The 19,422-nt window shown below is 58.4% G+C and carries 17 protein-coding genes; 4 read left to right on the plus strand and 13 right to left on the minus strand.

The genetic code is table 11. The features are described from left to right. Nucleotides 1-8 precede the first annotated feature (8 nt). Nucleotides 9-632 carry a CDP-alcohol phosphatidyltransferase family protein gene (locus FIL88_RS00430; protein ID WP_142851853.1) on the plus strand — a complete coding sequence of 208 codons (624 nt, stop codon included), beginning with the start codon at nucleotides 9-11 and terminating at the stop codon, nucleotides 630-632. 3 nt (nucleotides 633-635) lie between these two features. Here FIL88_RS00430 and FIL88_RS00435 read toward each other — a convergent pair whose 3' ends face one another. From FIL88_RS00435 to FIL88_RS00450, 3 genes are all read right to left on the minus strand, one after another. Continuing rightward, nucleotides 636-2,276 (minus strand): mucoidy inhibitor MuiA family protein, encoded by a 1,641-nt coding sequence (locus FIL88_RS00435; protein WP_142851854.1) that lies wholly within the window; start codon nucleotides 2,274-2,276, stop codon nucleotides 636-638. Nucleotides 2,277-2,631: 355 nt separating this feature from the next. Further along, the gene (locus FIL88_RS00445; protein ID WP_142851856.1) at nucleotides 2,632-3,393 is read right to left on the minus strand and encodes a Stf0 family sulfotransferase; all 762 of its coding nucleotides are present in this window, start codon (nucleotides 3,391-3,393) and stop codon (nucleotides 2,632-2,634) included. A 150-nt stretch (nucleotides 3,394-3,543) separates the two neighbouring features. Next, nucleotides 3,544-4,566, minus strand: coding sequence for an aspartate-semialdehyde dehydrogenase (locus FIL88_RS00450; protein ID WP_142851857.1), 1,023 nt, complete (start codon nucleotides 4,564-4,566; stop codon nucleotides 3,544-3,546). Nucleotides 4,567-4,922: 356 nt separating this feature from the next. Here FIL88_RS00450 and FIL88_RS00455 point away from each other — a divergent pair, with 356 nt between their 5' ends. Beyond that, complete coding sequence (locus tag FIL88_RS00455) at nucleotides 4,923-6,236, plus strand: DEAD/DEAH box helicase (protein WP_142851858.1); 1,314 nt, start codon at nucleotides 4,923-4,925, stop codon at nucleotides 6,234-6,236. Here FIL88_RS00455 and FIL88_RS00460 read toward each other — a convergent pair. Together FIL88_RS00460 and hemE are read right to left on the minus strand one after the other, a co-directional pair. Further along, on the minus strand, nucleotides 6,233-7,420 hold the full coding sequence (locus tag FIL88_RS00460; RefSeq protein ID WP_142851859.1) for an MFS transporter: 1,188 nt from the start codon (nucleotides 7,418-7,420) through the stop codon (nucleotides 6,233-6,235). The genes FIL88_RS00455 and FIL88_RS00460 overlap by 4 nt on opposite strands. Nucleotides 7,421-7,537: 117 nt before the next feature. Beyond that, nucleotides 7,538-8,575 (minus strand): uroporphyrinogen decarboxylase, encoded by a 1,038-nt coding sequence (hemE, locus tag FIL88_RS00465; RefSeq protein WP_142851860.1) that lies wholly within the window; start codon nucleotides 8,573-8,575, stop codon nucleotides 7,538-7,540. Between the two features lie 114 nt (nucleotides 8,576-8,689). Here hemE and hemC point away from each other — a divergent pair, with 114 nt between their 5' ends. Continuing rightward, nucleotides 8,690-9,646 (plus strand): hydroxymethylbilane synthase, encoded by a 957-nt coding sequence (hemC, locus tag FIL88_RS00470; protein WP_142851861.1) that lies wholly within the window; start codon nucleotides 8,690-8,692, stop codon nucleotides 9,644-9,646. A gap of 44 nt (nucleotides 9,647-9,690) precedes the next feature. Here the strand turns inward: hemC and FIL88_RS00475 are convergent, their stop codons facing one another. The 6 genes from FIL88_RS00475 to clpS all read right to left on the minus strand — a co-directional run bounded on the left by FIL88_RS00475 (nucleotide 9,691) and on the right by clpS (nucleotide 14,774). Further along, nucleotides 9,691-10,866 (minus strand): acetyl-CoA C-acyltransferase family protein, encoded by a 1,176-nt coding sequence (locus tag FIL88_RS00475; RefSeq protein ID WP_142851862.1) that lies wholly within the window; start codon nucleotides 10,864-10,866, stop codon nucleotides 9,691-9,693. Nucleotides 10,867-10,953: 87 nt separating this feature from the next. Beyond that, nucleotides 10,954-11,403, minus strand: coding sequence for a MarR family winged helix-turn-helix transcriptional regulator (locus FIL88_RS00480; RefSeq protein ID WP_142851863.1), 450 nt, complete (start codon nucleotides 11,401-11,403; stop codon nucleotides 10,954-10,956). 158 nt (nucleotides 11,404-11,561) lie between these two features. Next, on the minus strand, nucleotides 11,562-12,452 hold the full coding sequence (gene hemF / locus FIL88_RS00485) for an oxygen-dependent coproporphyrinogen oxidase (protein WP_142851864.1): 891 nt from the start codon (nucleotides 12,450-12,452) through the stop codon (nucleotides 11,562-11,564). Between the two features lie 95 nt (nucleotides 12,453-12,547). Then, the gene (locus tag FIL88_RS00490; RefSeq protein ID WP_142851865.1) at nucleotides 12,548-13,375 is read right to left on the minus strand and encodes an SDR family NAD(P)-dependent oxidoreductase; all 828 of its coding nucleotides are present in this window, start codon (nucleotides 13,373-13,375) and stop codon (nucleotides 12,548-12,550) included. A gap of 46 nt (nucleotides 13,376-13,421) precedes the next feature. Then, the gene (locus FIL88_RS00495; protein WP_142851866.1) at nucleotides 13,422-14,411 is read right to left on the minus strand and encodes a class I SAM-dependent methyltransferase; all 990 of its coding nucleotides are present in this window, start codon (nucleotides 14,409-14,411) and stop codon (nucleotides 13,422-13,424) included. A gap of 21 nt (nucleotides 14,412-14,432) precedes the next feature. Further along, nucleotides 14,433-14,774 carry an ATP-dependent Clp protease adapter ClpS gene (clpS, locus tag FIL88_RS00500; RefSeq protein WP_142851867.1) on the minus strand — a complete coding sequence of 114 codons (342 nt, stop codon included), beginning with the start codon at nucleotides 14,772-14,774 and terminating at the stop codon, nucleotides 14,433-14,435. A 397-nt stretch (nucleotides 14,775-15,171) separates the two neighbouring features. Here clpS and FIL88_RS00505 point away from each other — a divergent pair, with 397 nt between their 5' ends. Beyond that, a complete protein-coding gene (locus tag FIL88_RS00505) occupies nucleotides 15,172-16,701 on the plus strand; it encodes a D-alanyl-D-alanine carboxypeptidase family protein (protein WP_142851868.1) in 1,530 nt (509 codons plus the stop codon). Between the two features lie 9 nt (nucleotides 16,702-16,710). Here FIL88_RS00505 and FIL88_RS00510 read toward each other — a convergent pair whose 3' ends face one another. Further along, nucleotides 16,711-18,318, minus strand: a complete 1,608-nt coding sequence (locus FIL88_RS00510) for an ABC transporter ATP-binding protein (protein WP_142851869.1) — start codon at nucleotides 18,316-18,318, stop codon at nucleotides 16,711-16,713. After that, nucleotides 18,315-19,421, minus strand: coding sequence for an ABC transporter permease (locus FIL88_RS00515; protein ID WP_142851870.1), 1,107 nt, complete (start codon nucleotides 19,419-19,421; stop codon nucleotides 18,315-18,317). Before FIL88_RS00515 ends, FIL88_RS00510 begins: the two co-directional genes overlap by 4 nt. Nucleotide 19,422: the final 1 nt, after the last annotated feature.

A 19,422-nucleotide genomic window follows, 5' to 3' on the forward strand; every position in this document is an offset into this window, starting at 1 on the left:
AGGTTCCCATGCAACGACGTCCCATCGCCAGCCGTGACCGCAGTTGGGCCAAACGCGCCGCAAGCTGGTTGGTCACAAAGAATGTGACGCCCAATCAGATCAGCAAAGCCTCGGTGCTGTTTGCGGTGATCGCCGGGGCTGCATTCTGGCTGTCGGGTGGAACCGGGGTCGTGTGGCTGATCCTTGCCGCGCTGGGCGTGCAGGGGCGGCTTTTATGTAACCTTTTTGACGGCATGGTCGCTGTTGAAGGCGGCAAGGCCGAAGCAGACGGCCCCTTCTGGAACGAAGCCCCCGACCGCTATGCAGATATCTTGATTCTTGTCGGCATGGGGCTGGGCGCAGGGCAACCGGCGCTGGGCTGGGCTGCAGCAACAATGGCCGTCCTGACCGCCTATACGCGCGAGGCGGGGGCGGCCCAAGGGCTGGAGCCTGACTTTGGTGGCCCGATGGCGAAACAACATCGGATGGCTTTGGCAACTGTCGCCGCCGTGCTGGCGATTGTCGTGCCGGTGATCGCAGGCGTACCCACGCTGACCCTCGCCCTATGGATCATCACCCTTGGCACAGGTGGCACCGCCCTTCGCCGCGGGCGGGGAATGGTCGCGGCACTGAAAGCGCGCCACGACCCCTAAGGTTTACGGAGCCCACGACAAGGACTTGCCCTCGGGCCAGCGCAGCGTGGTTTTGATGCTGATCTCGGACTGTCCCTTTGCAGGCACATTCAGATCCCACACCGTAACACCGCGCTGGTCTTCGAAATCCATTTCACTGGGCTGAGGCGTGGCCGTGACTGTCACGTTCAGTTCTTCCTGTTCCGAATAGGTCGTCGGGAAGAAGACCCGCACATCCTCGGCCTCGCCGCTCAGGTTTTCGACCCGTACCAGCGCTTGATGGGTCCGCGAGGTGGCCGATTTGATAAATCCGCGGGCGCCAACTTGGTCGTCCTTTTCGGCATAGGTTAGGCGAATGTGTTTGACGGGGCCAAGTGGCAGGTCAAGCAGGTCACCCTCAACCACCTCACCCACATACGTTGTCCCGACCAGAACGCCATCGCGATAGATGTTGGCATCCCCTTCCAAAATGGGCTCGCCAATTGTGTTCTGGATTTTCGAAACCCAAAACGCCGTTGCGTCTTCGCGAGGAGAGGCGTGGATCTGTGTGTCACCGCTTAGGGCGATTCGATCCATTTCCAAATGCAGCTCATCATCCGGCCCAAGGTCAATTGGCGTGCCATAGGTATAGACAACGCCACCGCCTTTATTAACAGCATCATGGAAGCTGGGAATTATGATTTCTTCTTCGACGGCGGGTGCTTCCATAACTGATGACCCAAAGGACATCTGATCTTCGTGGCGTGCACCCGCCTTCTGCATAACTAGGATGTCTTCGACAACACTTGCAATGGAACCGTCGACATCACGCGGTGAAATTTGACCTGTTGGCGCGTTGGTTGAAAGCGTCACATCCACGCCGCGCCAGCTAATACCAGACGAACTCTGGATCTTGACCTTTCGGACCAATTCAATTCGATCCATTGCATCCGAGGAAACATGAATGTCGTAGGTGGGGCTCCAAGATGCGTCTCCTTGCAGCTCTTTCATCTGAAAAATCGCTTCTGTTGGCTGGCTGGCCGACACTTGAAGTGCCCAAAGATCTTGTCTCTCTTCCGGTGGTAAAAGGCGATGAAGCTTAGTTTCTGCTGCTTCAAGTGCACGCGACAGATCTGTTTGCTCCTCAGTGGCGGTCCGCAAAATAACGTTAAGCTTTCCGTAGGCGTCCCGAGCCGAGGCCACTTCTCTTTGCAGCGTGTTCGATACGTTCGCGATATCTGAAGGTGTCATGTCCAGATCCCCGGCTGTGACCGACGACAAGAAGTCGAGCCGAGTCGCAACGGCCTGCATGTCTGCCTTGATTTCGGAAATTTTGTCAGCGTGCGCTTGAACGGCTTCCTGCGCAGTCTCGACGCTTTCCAGCGCAGCCTGCTGTTCCGGGGTCAGATGTTGTTCTGGATGTTCCAATCCACCAAGCAGGCGTTTGGCGTGAACGATATTAACGCCCTCAGTCAGAGTGGTTAACCGTGGCTCTTGATTATAGCGACCAAATTCAAACGGAAATAGCACTTCATGCGTGCCAGCAGGCAGCGACAGTGCGATCTGATGCGTGACCTCGGCCACGTTTGCGTACAGCGTGGCAGACACAGCGCGCGGGGCGGTGTGGAAGGTGTCAGCGAATACGGGGCCTGCGGTGAGCAGCAGAAGGGGCAATGTGAAGCGCATGAAAAGGCCTTTGGGTTCAGTCCGGTATCACAGCGTGATCGCTGTAAGGAGGAGTGTTTCAGACACAATTCCCGTTGCCAATGGCCCAAATGAAAAAGCCCCACCAGTCGGCGGGGCTTTTCCTATTGAATTGTCAGGGGGGGTAGCCCTTTTCAGAACCTCACGGCCCAGCAGCTCGGCGATCTGGACGGCGTTCAGGGCAGCACCCTTACGCAGGTTGTCTGAAACACTCCAATTTCTATGCTGCGCTTTTGGAGACGACATTCACAGGCGCTCTCGAATCCCATGAATGGCTGTTCTGCGGGATAAAGCGGCCGCAGCTCCATGTAATTCGAGGGTCTGCTCTATTTGTCGGCTACGTAATTTCCAACTCAAACCGGGTGCGCCAATCTCGGTTGGTCTCGTCCGCCAGTTTGGCCGTTGGGGTCGGAACATCGTTCGCAATGGAAGCATCTGCGCCAAGCGCAATAAGTACATCCGCCAACACCCTTTGCGGCGCTTGCGCGAGCAAATCGTAAGAGACTTCGAGTGGTTTAATTGATTGCTCATCGAACCAAGAACGCCATTCTTTGTCGAACTCGGCAAACTCGGACAACTGGGTACGGATTGCGTCTGCATCGTAGCGGTCTTCCCGTCTAACTTCTTGTCTTTCGAGCTCCGTTCCATCGGCACCGAGGTGCCAAAGGCCGGTCTGCTCTGCACGAATACACGAGATAGCTTGGTCGAGTTTGTCTTCCCGCGTCAGGTGGATGAACAGCGTTCGTCCGAAGGCTGCCTCGACACGTTCTACGTCGGTTTGAGCGTCCGGATATAGGAAATCCAACTGATCCATGAAGAACGCAAAACTCCCTCGCTGAAGCCTTAGTCCAAAAACGTCTGTCTCACCTCTGCCACGCGCTTTAGCCGCGTCGAAGATCGCGTCAAGGGTCGCCTTTCGTGAAGGGAACGCCGTCGCTTCGAGTTTGTAATATTTGAGCCAAGCGTCAATTGAAGGCTTGTGAAAGAGTGATCCCGGATTTCCGGTAACTCTTGTGGCTGCAAGCAGTTTGCAAAGCAGTGTACTTCCGCTGCGAGGCGATGTGCAGATGACGTAGGACTCAAAGTTCAGACGGGGCATTTTGTCTCTTCAGGATTGACGTCCTGCATTAATAGCTGGCATTTGTGACAATTGCAGCATCAAGCACTTTGGGCTTCAGAGAAGACATTGATAATTCGAAAAAGCCCTACCAGTTGGCAGGGCTTTCTTTGAAACTTTTCGGCGGGCCAATCAGCCCTTTTTCAGGACCTCACGGCCAAGCAGTTCGGCGATCTGGACGGCGTTGAGCGCTGCGCCCTTGCGCAGGTTGTCTGAAACACACCACATGTTTAGGCCGTTCTCGACGGTCACGTCCTGACGGATGCGGCTGATGAAGGTGGCGAAGTCGCCAACACATTCGACCGGGGTGACATAGCCACCGTTCTCGCGCTTATCCACGACCAGAATGCCGGGGGCAGTACGCAGGATGTCGCGGGCTTCGTCTTCGTCCAGGAACTCTTCCGTTTCGATGTTGATCGATTCCGAGTGGCCAACGAAGACCGGCACGCGCACACAGGTGGCGGTGACTTTGATCGACGGGTCGACGATCTTTTTCGTCTCGGCGATCATCTTCCATTCTTCTTTCGTGTCGCCCGAGTCCATGAAGACGTCGATATGCGGGATCACGTTGAAGGCGATCTGCTTGGGGTAAACCTTCGGTTCGACTTCCTGACCGGGGACATACATGCCCTTGGTCTGGTTCCACAGTTCGTCAATCGCGTCTTTGCCCGAGCCCGAAACCGACTGGTAGGTCGACACGACAACGCGCTTGATCTTGGCGCGGTCATGCAGAGGCTTCAGCGCCACAACCATCTGCGCGGTCGAGCAGTTGGGGTTCGCGATGATGTTCTTCTTCGCGTAATTGTGGATCGCCTGAGGGTTCACCTCGGGCACGATCAGCGGGATGTCGGGGTCGTAGCGGTACAGCGACGAGTTATCGATCACCACACAACCCGCCGCAGCCGCTTTCGGCGCGTATTCTTTGGTTGCTTCCGAACCCACGGCAAACAGCGCCATGTCCCAGCCGGTGAAGTCAAAGGTGTCCAGATCCTGGGTGGTCAGGGTCTTGTCACCAAAGCTGACTTCAGTACCGAGCGAACGGCGCGATGCAAGCGCTGCAAGTTCATCTACGGGAAACTGGCGTTCCGCCAGGATGTTCAGCATTTCGCGGCCCACGTTGCCCGTGGCGCCTACGACGGCGACTTTATAGCCCATTACGGCCTCCTATAATTGGTCTGTCTTTGAACCACCCAAAGACGGAGGGTTCCTTAGAGCAATTCGGCCTTGCAGAAAAGGCCTTTCCCGCCAATTCGCCATGATTTGTCGTTGACTTGTGTGTAATTCGCTGTGATACGCGCTGCAATCTGTCGGTTGACGCGTGAGCAACCCGCCCCAGATGCGAGGCAGGCAGACCTATCCACAAGTTCCCAAATCACGCGGGGTTCTGGCGGCAAGTTCGGCGCATGGGCATTCGGCCCATTCGCGAGCATTTGCTGCAAACCTAAGCGATGGGCGAATATGCCCCACCCGCGTGACAGCGGTGCACCCTTGCGTGCACCAGAAAGACGATGATGACAAAATTTGCAGATCTCGGGCTCGACCCGAAACTGGTCGCAGCCGTGACGGAAGCAGGCTATGAGACCCCGACCCCAATTCAAATTCAGGCAATTCCGCTGGTTTTGGAAGGCCGTGACGTGATGGGGCTGGCCCAAACCGGAACAGGCAAGACGGCGGCCTTTGGCCTGCCGCTGATCCACCAGCTTCTAAGCAACCACGACAAACGGCAACCCAAATCCGTGAAAGCGCTTGTGCTTGCCCCGACCCGCGAACTGGTGAACCAAATCGCCGACAACCTGCGCCTGTATGTGCAGGGCACCCATTTGAAAGTGCGTACTGTCGTGGGCGGCGTGTCGATCAACAAGCAGGTCAGCATGCTGGCGAATGGGATCGACATTCTGGTCGCCACGCCGGGGCGTTTGATTGACCTGATGGATCGCGGCTCGATCCGTTTGGATACGGCGACTTTCCTTGTGCTGGACGAGGCGGACCAGATGCTCGACATGGGCTTTATCCATGCGCTGCGCAAAATCGCGCCTGCGCTGGGCGAGCCACGCCAGACCATGCTGTTTTCCGCGACCATGCCGAAACTGATGGCTGAGCTGTCGAAGGCCTATCTGACGAACCCTGCGCGGGTGCAGGTGTCGCCTCCGGGCAAGGCGGCCGACAAGGTCACGCAGGGTCTGTATTACTGCCCCGACCGCAACGCCAAGATCACCAGATTGATCGATCTGCTTGGCCATGATGAAGAGGCACTGTCGCTGGTCTTCTCGCGCACCAAACACGGGGCCGAGAAGCTGATGAAGCACTTGGTCACCAAGGGGTTCGCGGCGGTGTCCATCCATGGAAACAAAAGCCAAGGCCAGCGTGATCGCGCTCTTGCTGCCTTCCGCGCGGGTGAAGCGCGTATTCTGGTTGCCACCGATGTGGCTGCACGCGGGATCGACATTCCCGGCGTCAGCCATGTTTACAATTTCGACCTGCCCGAGGTCGCCGACAACTATGTCCACCGCATTGGCCGCACTGCACGTGCGGGCGCGGATGGGGATGCGATTTCCTTCGTGTCGGGCGTCGAACTGGGCCTGTTGCGCGACATCGAGAAAGTCATGAAGATCGAGATCCCGGTGCTGGGCGGCAAACGCCCGGCCGAGGAAAAACGCCCTCAGCGTGGTCAAGGTGGCGGCGGTGGCGGAGGCGGTCGTCGTGGTGGCGGAGGCGGAGCTGGCGGAGGCCGCAAACCGCGCGGCGCTTCAGGGCAGGGGCCGAAGCCTTCCGGCAATCCAGGCGCAGGAAAACGTCGTCGCCGTCGTCCTAAAAAGTCGGCTTAATCCGTTCGGTCCTGACTGAGCAGATAAAGCAGACAGCCGATCAACCCCGGCACTGCGAAAAACAGGAACACGGCCTGATATGGGGCCGTGACCGCCACATCCGGACCTTGTGCGGATTTGAAAACACTGGCCGAGGCATACTGGAATATGCCCACACCACCGATCCCGAACATGTTCAAAAGCGTGACCCCCCGGCCCACCAAGTGGGGCGGATAAAAGCTGCGCGCGTGTGCCATGATCAAAGGGAAACTCGCGGCAAACAGGCCAATGGCGGCCATGGTCAGCGATACGCGCCAGACGCCCGCGTCAGGCGCTGCCCAAAGCAGGAAGACCAATCCAACGGCGATCAGGTTGCCAAAGAAGATCACCCATTTCCGTGTCCCAAAGACGCGGTCCAAGGGACCATAGGCGAAGCTGCCAATCACCATCGCCAGGGCGATGGCCATCGTGGCCCAACCAATGCCCGTTGTGTCCAGCCCATAGACGTCGCGCAAATAAGGCCCCGCCCAGCTGCCTCGAAGGCCAGCGGCGGCGGTGTAGTTCACGAACATAATTGGGAAGATCGCCCAAAGTGCTGGCATCTTCAGAAGGTCCAGAACCGAGCCCTTCTGCGCCCCATCTTCCGCAGTGGCCTTTGGCGGGTTGTCCACCGCGATCATAATCAATGCGGCAACAACCAGCGTGACCGCAGCCAAGGCCCATAGGCATGTGCGCCAGCCGAATTGCTCGACCGCCAGTGCCATGGGCAAAGCGCCCGCGATATTGCCCAGCGATCCAATGCCGATGACCATGCCGGCCAACGTTCCAAAGACCTTTGGTGAATACATGCGGGCGAAGATGAAATAGCTGGCCATCAAAACAGGGGAACAACCAATCCCGATCAGGACCATCGCGTATAGGATATGGTCAGGGCTTGACGCCATGGCGAATAAAGCAGCCCCGCCAGCGCCTCCGACTGCCAATAAGCCTGCCGCGACTTTGCGTGGCCCGATATTGTCCAAAGCCCAACCGACCGGAATTTGCATCAACGCAAAGACAAGAAACCATGCGCCAGAAGCACGTGCCAGATCCTCGGGCGTTGCGCCAAGGTCCAGCTTCAACGCAGGTGTCATCACCGCCAGAAAAGCGCGGTAAAACTGGCTTAGAACATAAGCCGCAATCAACGTGATGATGCCTGCCCGCATGTGGACCTCCCAATCTCAACCTGCGCAGAAGACACGCGGACACTCGATTTGACAAGCCCGCATTTTCTTGTCGAAATTATCCTGGGGTGAGCCCGTCAGGGCGAGGGGCAACGCCCCTTACCCGCAGCTGCGAACCGTGTCGATCATCAGCTGCACATTCTCAGGATCCGCGTCCGGGGTGATGCCGTGGCCGAGGTTGAAAATATGCGGGCCGTTCTTGAACGCGTCGACAATGGCGCGGGCCTCATCAACCAAAGCCTGACCGCCGGTGACCATGTGGCTGGATTTCAAATTGCCCTGAACACAGCCATCCACTTGTACATTGGCCGCCGCCCATTCCGCGCTGACCGAGTTGTCCAGCGCGACGCAATCCACGCCGGTCTGTTTCGCAAACCCGATATAGCCTTCACCCGCTTCACGGGGGAAGCCGATGACCGGAATTCCAGGGTGACGCTTCTTCAGTTCGGATGTGATCACCCGCGCAGGCTCCACCGCGTATTTTTGGAAGTCTTCGCCCTTCAGAGACCCGGCCCAGCTGTCAAACAGCTTTACGACCTCGGCACCAGCCTCGATCTGCTTGGACAGGTATTCGATGGTGCCCTCGGTCAGGCGATCCATTACGGCTTCAAACAGTGGACGGTTCTCGGCTTTCAACGCATGCGCCGGTCCCTGATCCTTGGTGCCTTGGCCCGCAATCATATAGGTCGCTACGGTCCACGGCATGCCCGCGAACCCGATCAGAGTGGTCTCTTCCGGTAGTTCGCGACGCAGAATGCGGACGGTTTCGTAAATCGGGTTCAGTGTCTCGTGGATGTCTTCTTTACCTGACAGCTTGTCGAAGTCGGACTGTTCGGTGATCGTGGACAAGCGCGGGCCTTCCCCGGTCACGAACCACAGATCGGCACCGAGGGCTTGCGGCAGAAGCAGGATGTCAGCAAACAAGATCGCCGCATCAAAGCCATAGCGGCGAATGGGCTGCAATGTGACCTCGGCCGCCAGCTCTGGGTTATAGCAAAGCTTCAGAAAATCCCCGGCTTCGGCCCGCGTGGCGCGATACTCGGGCAAATAGCGCCCTGCCTGACGCATCATCCAGATCGGAGGTGTCGGAAGGGTCTCGCCTGCAAGTGCGCGCAGAATGGTCTTTTGCTGGGTCATGGGGCGGCCTTTCGATTTTTGTCCATTGCGTGGTCACTCAGCCGCGACAGGATGTCAAGCGCCGGGGGTGTCGCAGGCATGGACAGCGCCTGCCTTCCTGCGTAAACCCACCCTATGACATATGCACTTCCGACCCCCGACGCGCCCCTGAATATTGGCACACGCGGCAGCCCTTTGGCGCTGGCGCAGGCCCATGAAACGCGCCGCCGCCTGATGGACGCCTTCGACCTGCCCGAAGCGGCATTCGAGATTGTAGTGATCCATACCACGGGCGATGACCGCGCGATGATCGACGCAGACCGGGCCTTGAAGGAAATCGGCAACAAAGGCCTTTTCACCAAAGAGATTGAAGAGGCGATGTTGGACGGGCGTATCGATATCGCGGTGCATTCAATGAAGGATATGCCGGTTGAACAGCCCGAGGGGCTGTTGCTGGAGTGTTACCTGCCGCGCGAGGATACGCGCGATGCATTCGTATCGATCAACTATCGCTCTATCGCTGATCTTCCGGAGGGGGCGGTCGTTGGTACGTCGTCGCTGCGCCGTAAAGCCCAGCTGTTAAACACGCGGCCTGATCTTGATATCGTCGAGTTTCGTGGAAATGTTCAAACCCGTCTGAGAAAGCTTGAAGAGGGCGTTGCCGAGGCGACGTTCCTTGCAATGGCCGGGTTGAACCGATTGGCGATCGAAGGCGTTCCTAAGACTGCAATTCCGACCGACGTGATGCTGAACGCAGTTGCTCAGGGCGCGATTGGGATCGAGCGACGTGCCGACGATGCACGTGCAAAGGATATGCTGGATGCAATTCATGATGCCGAAACCGGCCAACGGCTGGCGGCAGAGCGGTCTTTTCTTGGCGCACTTGATGGATCATGCGAAACACCAATTGCGGCGCTTGCCACACTTGAAGGCGATACGCTGACATTGCGCGGGGAAATCTTGCGCACAGATGGGTCGGAAAGCGAAGCAGGTGAAATTTCAGGGCAGATCGCTGACGGAAAGAAACTGGGCCGTGAGCTGGCACAACAACTGCTGTCACGCGTTGACGACGACTTCTTTGACTGGAAATAGAAAAAGACCCGGCATTGCGACCGAGCCTCTCTTTTTCTGAGTGCTTACAGGCGCTCGATGGCCAGTGCGATCCCTTGACCGCCGCCGATGCACATGGTGATCAGCGCTTTCGAGCCGCCGATACGCTCCAGTTCATACAGCGCCTTCACGGTGATAATCGCGCCGGTGGCCCCAACAGGATGGCCCAGCGCAATCGCGCCACCGTTCGGGTTCACCTTAGCCGTATCCAGACCCAGGCCATTATTCACGGCAATGGCTTGGGACGCGAAGGCTTCGTTCGATTCGATCACGTCGAAATCACCAACAGACAGACCGGTTTTCGCCAACAGGTTCTCGACCGCAGGCACCGGGCCTATGCCCATGACTTCGGGCCGTACACCTGCATGGCCATAGCCGATGACGCGCGCCTTGGGTTTCAGGCCTGCGGCCTGGGCTGCGTCCGCGCGGGCCAGAACCAGCGCCGCTGCGCCATCATTGATGCCGGATGCGTTGCCCGCCGTCACGCTGCCGTCTTTCTGGAACGCCGGGCGCAGGCCAGCCAAGGCTTCGGCCGTGGTTGGCTTGGGGTGCTCGTCGCGGGCGAAGGCGACCGCCTCGTGGCGCTTTTTTACGTCGATGGGCACGATCTGGCTGTCGAAATACCCAGCCTCGATCGCGGCGGCGGCGCGGCGCTGGCTTTCCAGTGCGAACGCGTCCTGATCTTCGCGGGTCACGCTGTTCTCAGACGCGACGTTTTCCGCTGTAATGCCCATGTGTCCAGTGCCAAAGGGGCAGTTCAGCGCCCCCAGCATCATATCCTGCGCACCTGTGTCACCCATCTTCTGTCCCCACCGCGCTTGTGGCAAAATATAGGGTGACCGGCTCATGTTCTCAGCTCCACCAGCCACGGCGAAATCAGCATCGCCCAGCATCAAGTTCTGCGTCGCTGACACGATGGCTTGAAGCCCGGAGCCGCACAGGCGGTTCACGTTCATCGCAGGGGTTGCGTCGGGAATACCAGCTTCGATCGCAGCGACACGCGACAGATACATGTCGCGCGGCTCGGTGTTGATCACATGCCCAAAGACCACGTGCCCGATCTGTTCCGGGGAAACACCGGCACGGGCCATGGCCTCGCGGGTGACAGTTGCACCAAGTGTGCTGGGCGGGGTCTGGGCAAGGCAGCCGCCGAACCCACCTATTGCGGTGCGTACACCATCAAGAATGACAATATCGGACATATCAGGATCTCCTGTTTTGCGTTGGCGCCACTGTGCCGCAAAGCAGAAAGCCTGTCTTCTGTAACGCTCCGTCAGGAACGGAAGAGATCACTCATCGTTGGTATTGCCGGGGTCGAGCTTCTTCAGAAGTAACACTAAAGTCTCGCGAAAACTCTCGTCCTGTTCTTCCAGCAACGTGGTGAGATGCGTCTCATAGTCAGCCGCGATCGGGGCTAATGCGTCGATCATCGCGCGCCCCTTGTCGGTCAGGCTTAGCTCGACCAGACGCCGGTCGCTAGGGTTGATGGTCTTGGTGATATAGCCCGCCGCCTCAAGCCGGGACGCCGCCCGGCTAACTTTCGGCTTGTCCATGTCCACCCGCTTGTGGATCTCGCGCACGCTAACGCTGTCGGCCTGGCTTAGATGGGCAACGACCCGCCACTCTGACACCGAGATCCCATAGGCCTCGCGATAATGCTTGGAAAATTCTGCGCTGACACGGCTGGACAGAACAGCAATCTGGTACGGTAGGAAATCATCAAGTTTAAAGCTGGTCACGCCCTCGCCTTTCCGGTTTTCCCTCAGCTTGCCCCGACACGTGGCCCAAGGCAAGCCAAAGCCAAGTCTTGCTTTTCTTGTTTGAAATATCCCGGGGTGAGCCCGTCAGGGCGAGGGGCAGCGCCCCTCAGGCTCGCGTTAGCGAGCCATCGACCGCCTTATACCCACTTTGCCATCGGCGGCAGACTCATCAAAACGGCATCGGCGTCATGGCCCGTGGCCAGACCAAACTTGGTGCCGCGGTCATAGACAAGGTTGTATTCGGCATAGAGCCCACGATGCACCAGCTGGGTGTCTTTGTCGCTCTCATCCCACGGTGTGTTGCGGCGCTTTTCGGTTACCGGAACAAAGGCAGGCAGGAAGGCGCGGCCGATGTCTTGGGTCAGGGCAAAGTCAGCCTCCCAATCACCAGTGTTGCGGTCATCCATGAAAATCCCGCCAACCCCTCGGGCGCGGCCACGGTGGGGGACATAGAAATACTCGTCCGCCCATTCCTTTAGCTTGCCATAAAGCGTGGGGTCATGGGGATCCAGATGCTCTTTCTGAACATTGTGGAAATGCGCCGTGTCCTCGTCATATTCGATGCAGGGGTTCAGGTCAGACCCGCCCCCGAACCACCACGCACCGGGTGTCCAGAACATGCGGGTATTCATGTGTACCGCAGGGCAATGTGGGTTCTGCATATGCGCAACCAATGAAATGCCCGAGGCCCAGAAGCGCGGATCATCCTCGATCCCGGGAACACCGCGCGCGGCCATCGCCTGTTGGGCAGCTTTTCCCAGAGTGCCGTAAACAGTCGAGATATTCACGCCCACTTTTTCAAACACACGCCCGCCCCGCATGACGCTCATCAGCCCACCGCCTGCGTCCGATCCGTCATCTGATTGGCGGGTGGTTTTTGTGACGTCGAACTTTCCGGCAGGCTGATCTGCAAATGGCCCCTCGGATTGGCTGTCTTCCAGTGCCTCAAAGGTGGCAACGATCTGGTCGCGAAGCTCGTGGAACCATTGGCTGGCACGGGCTTTTTGATCTGTCATCTGGTCGGTCATTGGAGGCTCCGGTGTCAATGAGGATTGCTTTGCGCTCAGCTATCAAAGCTGCACGGGTTTGGCAAAAGGCAGGATGTCGCGCGGGGGGCACGCCGTCAGTGTGAAGGATTGCCAACGGCGTCCAGCAGGCTGCGCCCGCCGTCAACCTGCATGATGTGGCCAGTCATGAAGCTTGATCCTTCCGAGGCCAAAAACTGCACGGCCTCGGTAATTTCCGAGGCAGGGGCGATCCGTCCCAAAGGCGTTCCCTCGAGTATTTCCTCAAGGGATTCTGGGTTCTCGCGGATCGTGTTTTGTAGGCTTGCGCTCATCAATGATGCGAAGGATACGGCGTTCACGCGGATTCGATGGGGCGCGAGCGCCACAGCCAAAGAGCGGGTCATCTGATCCACGGCAGCAGAGGCGATGGAATACCCCATCAGGCCAGGCAGCGTGCGCGTCGAAGCGATTGACGAAAGATTGATGATCGTGCCAAGTGGTGTGTCTTTGTCGTCGTCCTGCAGTTCTTCGCCTTGCAAGATCATGCGTTTGGCCACCAATTGGCCAAGTCGCAGGCTGGTCATGAGGTTCTGATTTAGCAGCGTGGTGATTGATTTGTCATCTGCGTCCAGCGGATCGGCCAGCGCGACCTGACGCGAGGCGTTGACCAAGATGTCTACCCGTTCAAATGCGTCGATTGTGGCCGAAAGCAGGTTGGCAATCGTCAGCTTTTCGCGCAGGTCGCCGGCGAATATGCGCGTGTTTCCCGCCTCTTCACCGTCTTCATCAGGGTTCGGACCCCATTGATCCAAAAGACCGGCCTCGTCCATATCGGCGCAAACCACATTGGCACCGTGATCGGCAAAATGTCGGGCAATGGACAGGCCAATGCCGTTGGCAGCCCCGGTGATGATGGCGGTTTTGCCTGCGATGTTGAAGGACATAGCCTCTCCTGTCTTTGGGCGATTCCCCGCGCCAGACTAGCGGAAGTTACCGCGCCACGCGATGAGGTTTCAGCCCTGCCAGCAGCTTGAAGCCCGGCGTGCCGCCCAGATCCTCGACCACGCGGAAATGCTTGGCCAGCGTCTCTTCATAGGGCAGGTGGCGATTTGCGACCATGACGAAGCGGCCCGAAGGTTTCAGAATGCGTGCCGCCGACTGGATGAATGCCTGCCCCAGTTCCGGGCGTCCTGCGCGGCTGGTGTGAAATGGCGGGTTCGAGATCACCACGTCATAGGGTTGATCGGGTGTAAATGCGGTCGCGTCGTCCCAAAGGAACCGCACACGAGGATCGTCGAAGTTTCGGCGGGCACAATCCAGCGCCACCTTGTCGGCCTCGATCAGATCCAGAGCTTCGACACCTTCGCGCGACAGGATATGGCGCGACAGATATCCCCAACCGGCGCCCAGATCGGCGACGCGGCCGTTGATGGCGTCGGGCATGACGGCTGCCAGCACCTCGGACCCTTTGTCGATCTTCTCGGCCGAGAAGACGCCGGGGCGGGTGACGAAACCGTCGGGCAGAGTGATGTCTTGGTCCACCCAATCGGGGGCGTCCAGCCCCTGAAGCCAGACGATCTTTCCATGTGCCTTCGACAGATTTCCCAAAAGGTTCGCGCGCTTTTTGAGCGCCTTCAGATGACTGTCCATCCCGTCAGTCTTCTGTCCATCCAGAATAACCAACTTGCCGCCTGTTGCGCGGTCGGCGGCGTAAAGCCACGCCTGCGCCAACGCTTTTGACCGGGGCGCACAGACCAGCGCTGCAGCAAAGCCCGCGTCCGGCACGTCGCTGATGACGTCATATCCGCGTGCGGACCAGAATTGCACATCTGGGTGGAAGTGGCTGTAGATCGTCACGCGATCTTTTGGCAGCGCAAAGATATCTTGATCCGGTGTCGGACCGATCACCAGAAGGGCGCCATCATCAGGAAGCGAAATAAGCCCGTCATCAAGGGCAATAGACAATCGTGTTTGAAGCATGTCAGACCCCGCGCGCGGCGGTCATTCCTTTTCCATGGTGCATTGCAGCGGGTGCTGATGTTCACGCGCCAGCTGCATCACCTGAGTAACTTTGGTCTCTGCGATCTCGTAGGAAAAGACACCGGCAACGGCCAATCCCTTTTTGTGTACGGTCAGCATCAACTCGAATGCTTGAGAGTGGTTCAAGCCGAAGAAACGCTCTAGCACCATGACGACGAATTCCATCGGCGTGAAATCGTCGTTCAGCAGCAATACCTTGTACATCGGTGGGCGCTTGGTCTTGGGCTTGGTTGCAACCGCAACGCCAGCTTCGCCGTCATCGTCGGGTCCACCCGAGGACAGGATGAAGGGGGATGTTGTCATGTCGACATCGCTCCGTGGGTTGCAATCAAAGGCATCCGAGTCAATCAATATAGGGTTCGTCCCCGTGCTGAAAAGGGGCGCGGGGCAATGCACCCGGCAAAGCTCATACAAAATGAAGGCGAAAGTCTCAACAATTGGTTTTCGAACGTAGCCTCGGCGCAAGTTTGCTTAGGCGTGCTCTGGTGCTTTTGCACGTCGGCGCTGGCCAGATTTTGTAGCCTTGCGCATGTTCCGGTCTACATCTTGCGCCGCGTGTCTTGCCGTGACCTGTAGGACACGCAGCAAGCCTTTGAAAATAAGCTGTTTCCGAAACGCACTCCGCGTGCTAGCCTGAAAAAAACAAATCAGCTGGGCGAAAAAAGATCCGGCGATTGAGGCAGAAAAGGTAACCGTCGTGATGACGCGTTTGAAGCAGTTGGCCCATTTCGGGCTATTTCTTGCAGTTATTGGCTGTTTGACAGTGCTTGCCCCTGCGCGTGCGCAGGCAGCACCCTATGCAGCAATGGTAATTGATGCACGTACCGGCAAGGTGTTGCATGCCCGCAACGCGGACACGCGGTTGCACCCGGCTTCCCTGACAAAAATGATGACGCTTTATGTCGCTTTCGAGGCCATTAAACATGGCGAGATTTCGGCCGATACAGTTGTGACCATCACGGGCAAGGCCTCGGCCGAGCCTCCGTCCAAATTGGGTCTGCGCAAGGGGCAGAAGATCAAGATGCGCTATCTGATCCGCGCTGCTGCTGTGAAATCCGCAAATGATGCGGCCACGGCCATCGGTATCGCCATCTCAGGCTCCGAAGCTGCATTCGCACGTCGTATGAACCGCACGGCTAAGGCGTTGGGCATGACGCGTACCCATTTCAAGAATGCTCATGGCTTGACTGAAAGTGGTCACCTGTCCACCGCGCGCGATATGACGACGCTGGGGCGGCACCTTTTTTATGATCACCCGGAATACTATAACCTGTTTTCGCGCCGCTCGACCCATGCAGGCATCAAATCCGTGAACAACACCAACCGACGTTTCCTGAACAGTTATAAAGGTGCGGACGGGATCAAAACTGGGTTTACCAACGCTGCCGGGTTTAACCTTGTGGCGTCTGCTGAACGCGGACAGGAACGGATTATCACCACCGTGTTTGGCGGGCGATCCACCGCGTCGCGTAACGCAAAAGTGGCCGAGCTGATGGACCTTGGCTTTCGCCGTGCACCCAGCCGCGCCTCGGTTCGCAAGCCTACGCCTCCGCTTTATGCAGGGAATGTGGGCGGTGTCAGCCCTGCTGAGCCCATTGAACCCGGCGCTGCCGGTAAAACCATCCGCTTGATCACAGCGGTCAAGCGCAGCCCGCGTCCTGCCCCGCGCCCAGTTGCAGCAGAAGAACCAGTGGTCGACACTCAGCTGGCCAGCCTGACCGACAGCATCAAAGACGCTGTCGCTGCCGCTGTGTCCGAGGAAACGCCAACAGCACCCGAGGCCGAGGCAGTTGCCTTGGCCCCCGCAATCGAAACCACGCCGGTCCCTGCGCCTGCACCCGCGCAGCCTTTTGGCGGCGAAGCCGCTGTGACGACGGCCGCCATGGCATCGCCTCCGCCGCGCCCGGCAACAATCATCCTGGCGTCGCTTGATCCTGCGGACGATCCCGCCACGGCTGCGCCCGAGATCGTGACCCGTATGTCCACGTCGGGTGGGCGGCACTACGCCATCAACGTGGGTGTTCTGGGCACCCGGTATCATGCGGAGCGTCGCCTGCTGAAAACCGCCCTGCGCGAGATTGATACGCTGGACGAGGCCCTGCGTAAGGTCGTCAAGCGTTCGGATGGGTGGCACGCAAACTTCGTCAGCTTGACACAAGAGCAAGCCGATCTGGCATGCCGTCGCCTGAACGCACGCAATACGCGCTGTAAGGTTCTTGGCCCGTCCTGATCCCTACGTTTACTGAGAGACGGCGTCGCTGGCCTTCATATCGAAGGCCGCGGCCATCAATGCGCGGGTATAGTCCGTCGCGGGCGCATCAAACACCTGATCCGCGTCACCGCTTTCAACCACATCGCCTGCCCGCATCACCAGAACCTTATGGCTAAGCGCACGGACGACCCGCAGGTCGTGCGAGATGAACAGATACGCCAGTCCGTGTTTCTTTTGCAGATTGCGCAGAAGTTCGACGATCTGAACCTGTACCGTCATATCAAGGGCCGAGGTTGGTTCGTCCAGAACCACCAGCTTGGGGCGCAGGATCATCGCGCGGGCAATCGCGATGCGTTGACGTTGGCCGCCTGAAAACTCGTGCGGATAACGGTGCATTGTGTTGGGATCCAGCCCGACCTCTTCCATGATTTCGGCGACCATGTCGCGTCGGTTGCGACCCGGTTCAAGCCCGTGGACTGACAGACCTTCGGCGATGATTTCCTCGGCGGTCATACGCGGGGAAAGCGAGCCATAGGGGTCTTGGAACACGATCTGCATATCGCGACGCAGGGGCTGTAATTGACGCGACTTCAACCCCTGAATGCCATCGCCCATAAAGACAATCGGTCCGTCCGAGCTGATCAGCCGCATCACGGCCAGCGCCAGCGTCGTCTTGCCGGATCCGCTTTCACCCACAATGCCAATGGTTTCACCAGCACGCACGTTGAACGACGCGGCATTCACCGCTTTGATGTGCCCGACTGTGCGACGCATCAGGCCGCGCTGAATGGGGAACCAGATGCGCAGGTCTTTGGCGGACGCGATTTCAGGCGCGTCGGCGGGGACGGGATCGGGGCGGCCATGTGCCTCGGCGCCCAGAAGCATTTTGGTATAGTCGTGCTGGGGGTTTTCGAAGACTTCCGCGGTCGGGCCGGTCTCGACAATCTGCCCGTCTTTCATGACGCAGACGCGGTCCGCGATCTTGCGCACGATGCCAAGGTCGTGGGTGATGAACAGAAGACTCATCCCCTCGCTTTCCTTCAGATCCGCCAGCAGGTCGAGGATCTGCGCCTGAATGGTGACATCCAGAGCCGTCGTGGGTTCGTCCGCGATCAAAAGCTCCGGCCCATTGGCCAGCGCCATGGCGATCATCACACGCTGACGCTGCCCGCCAGAAAGCTGGTGAGGGTAATTGATCAACCGCGTCTCGGCATCGCGGATGCCAACCTTGTCCAGCAGTTCCAGAATGCGGGCGCGCACGGCGTCTCCGGTCAGGCCCTGATGCAGTTGGATCGACTCCGCCATCTGCTTTTCGATTGTATGCAGCGGGTTCAGCGAGGTCATCGGCTCTTGAAAGATAAAGCTGATGTCATTGCCGCGCACGTCACGTAGGTCGGACTTGGATGCGTCGATCATCTCGCGCCCGTCATAGGTGATGGAGCCGGTGACCTCGGCGCTGTCGGGTAGAAGCGATACGGTCGACAGGGCAGACACGGATTTCCCCGACCCACTTTCGCCAACCAACGCAACGGTTTCGCCCTTTTCCACGTTAAAGCTGATCCCGCGCACGGCCGGGTGGCTTTGCCCGTCCTGTCGGAACGAGACGCTTAGGTTGTTGACGGTCAGAAGGCTCATTGGAAGGTCTTTCTTGGGTCAAACGCGTCCCGCACGCCCTCGAAAATGAAGACAAGCAGCGACAGAAGGATCGAGAAGGTCATGAAGGCCGTGAAGGCTAGCCACGGGGCTTGCAGGTTCTGCTTCGCTTGCCGCGTCAGTTCGCCCAGAGATGGGGCAGATGACGGCAGGCCGAAGCCAAGGAAGTCCAGCGTTGCAAGGGTCGATATCGTGCCTGTGATGATGAAGGGCAGCATGGTCAGGGTGGCGACCATCGCGTTGGGCAGCACATGGCGGAACATGATCACGCGGTTCGAGACGCCAAGCGCGCGGGCGGCGCGGACGTATTCAAAATTGCGGGCGCGCAGGAACTCGGCGCGAACCACGCCGACCAGCGCGGGCCATCCAAACAGCACGGTGACAAAGACCAGCAGCCAGAAACTTCGTCCAAGGATCGCGAAGAGGATGATGATCACGTAAAGCGACGGGGTCGAGGCCCATATCTCGAGGATTCGCTGGAAGATCAGATCGATCCACCCACCGAAATAACCCTGAATCGCGCCGGCAGTTATCCCGATGATCGACGTAAGGGCCGTTACGACAATGGTGAAGAAGACCGACAGTCGGAAGCCATAGATCACGCGGGCCAACACATCGCGCGACGTATCATCTGTTCCCAGCAAGTTGTCCTTGCTGGGCGGGGATGGCACCGCCCCGCCGGTATCGACGATTGATGTATAGCTATAGCGAATAGGTGGCCAGATCATCCAACCTGTATTGACAGGCGCGCCATTGACTGTGCCGGTTTTGGCCTCGGCAATGACGCCGTCGGGATCGTCCCAACACGCCTCGGATCCGCCGGATGCGATCAGACATTGCACTTCGATGTCGTTATAATTGGGTTCGGTCCTGAAATCGCCGCCGAACGCGGTTTCAGGGTAGAACTTGAAGACGGGCGTGTAGAAGCCACCGTCATATTTCACCAAGATCGGTTTTTCGTTTGCCAGAAGCTCGGCGATCAACGAGAGGCCAAAGAGGATCGCAAAAATGATCAGTGACCAAAACGCACGACCATTGCGGCGGAAGTTGCGCCAGCGGCGTTGGTTCAGGGGGGAAAGCGCCATG

Source organism: Aliiroseovarius halocynthiae, assembly GCF_007004645.1.
Taxonomy (GTDB): Bacteria; Pseudomonadota; Alphaproteobacteria; order Rhodobacterales; family Rhodobacteraceae; genus Aliiroseovarius; species Aliiroseovarius halocynthiae.

Excerpts from the sequence above, each read along its gene's own strand:
- FIL88_RS00435 (WP_142851854.1), bottom strand. The coding sequence starts at position 2,276 with ATGCGCTTCACATTGCCCCTTCTGCTGCTCACCGCAGGCCCCGTATTC.
- FIL88_RS00515 (WP_142851870.1), bottom strand. The coding sequence starts at position 19,421 with ATGGCGCTTTCCCCCCTGAACCAACGCCGCTGGCGCAACTTCCGCCGC.
- FIL88_RS00475 (WP_142851862.1), bottom strand. The coding sequence starts at position 10,866 with ATGTCCGATATTGTCATTCTTGATGGTGTACGCACCGCAATAGGTGGG.
- clpS (WP_142851867.1), bottom strand. The coding sequence starts at position 14,774 with ATGACAACATCCCCCTTCATCCTGTCCTCGGGTGGACCCGACGATGAC.
- FIL88_RS00495 (WP_142851866.1), bottom strand. The coding sequence starts at position 14,411 with ATGCTTCAAACACGATTGTCTATTGCCCTTGATGACGGGCTTATTTCG.
- FIL88_RS00510 (WP_142851869.1), bottom strand. The coding sequence starts at position 18,318 with ATGAGCCTTCTGACCGTCAACAACCTAAGCGTCTCGTTCCGACAGGAC.
- FIL88_RS00490 (WP_142851865.1), bottom strand. The coding sequence starts at position 13,375 with ATGTCCTTCAACATCGCAGGCAAAACCGCCATCATCACCGGGGCTGCC.
- FIL88_RS00450 (WP_142851857.1), bottom strand. The coding sequence starts at position 4,566 with ATGGGCTATAAAGTCGCCGTCGTAGGCGCCACGGGCAACGTGGGCCGC.
- FIL88_RS00445 (WP_142851856.1), bottom strand. The coding sequence starts at position 3,393 with ATGCCCCGTCTGAACTTTGAGTCCTACGTCATCTGCACATCGCCTCGC.
- FIL88_RS00430 (WP_142851853.1), top strand. The coding sequence starts at position 9 with ATGCAACGACGTCCCATCGCCAGCCGTGACCGCAGTTGGGCCAAACGC.
- FIL88_RS00455 (WP_142851858.1), top strand. The coding sequence starts at position 4,923 with ATGACAAAATTTGCAGATCTCGGGCTCGACCCGAAACTGGTCGCAGCC.
- FIL88_RS00460 (WP_142851859.1), bottom strand. The coding sequence starts at position 7,420 with ATGCGGGCAGGCATCATCACGTTGATTGCGGCTTATGTTCTAAGCCAG.
- hemC (WP_142851861.1), top strand. The coding sequence starts at position 8,690 with ATGACATATGCACTTCCGACCCCCGACGCGCCCCTGAATATTGGCACA.
- hemE (WP_142851860.1), bottom strand. The coding sequence starts at position 8,575 with ATGACCCAGCAAAAGACCATTCTGCGCGCACTTGCAGGCGAGACCCTT.
- hemF (WP_142851864.1), bottom strand. The coding sequence starts at position 12,452 with ATGACCGACCAGATGACAGATCAAAAAGCCCGTGCCAGCCAATGGTTC.
- FIL88_RS00505 (WP_142851868.1), top strand. The coding sequence starts at position 15,172 with ATGACGCGTTTGAAGCAGTTGGCCCATTTCGGGCTATTTCTTGCAGTT.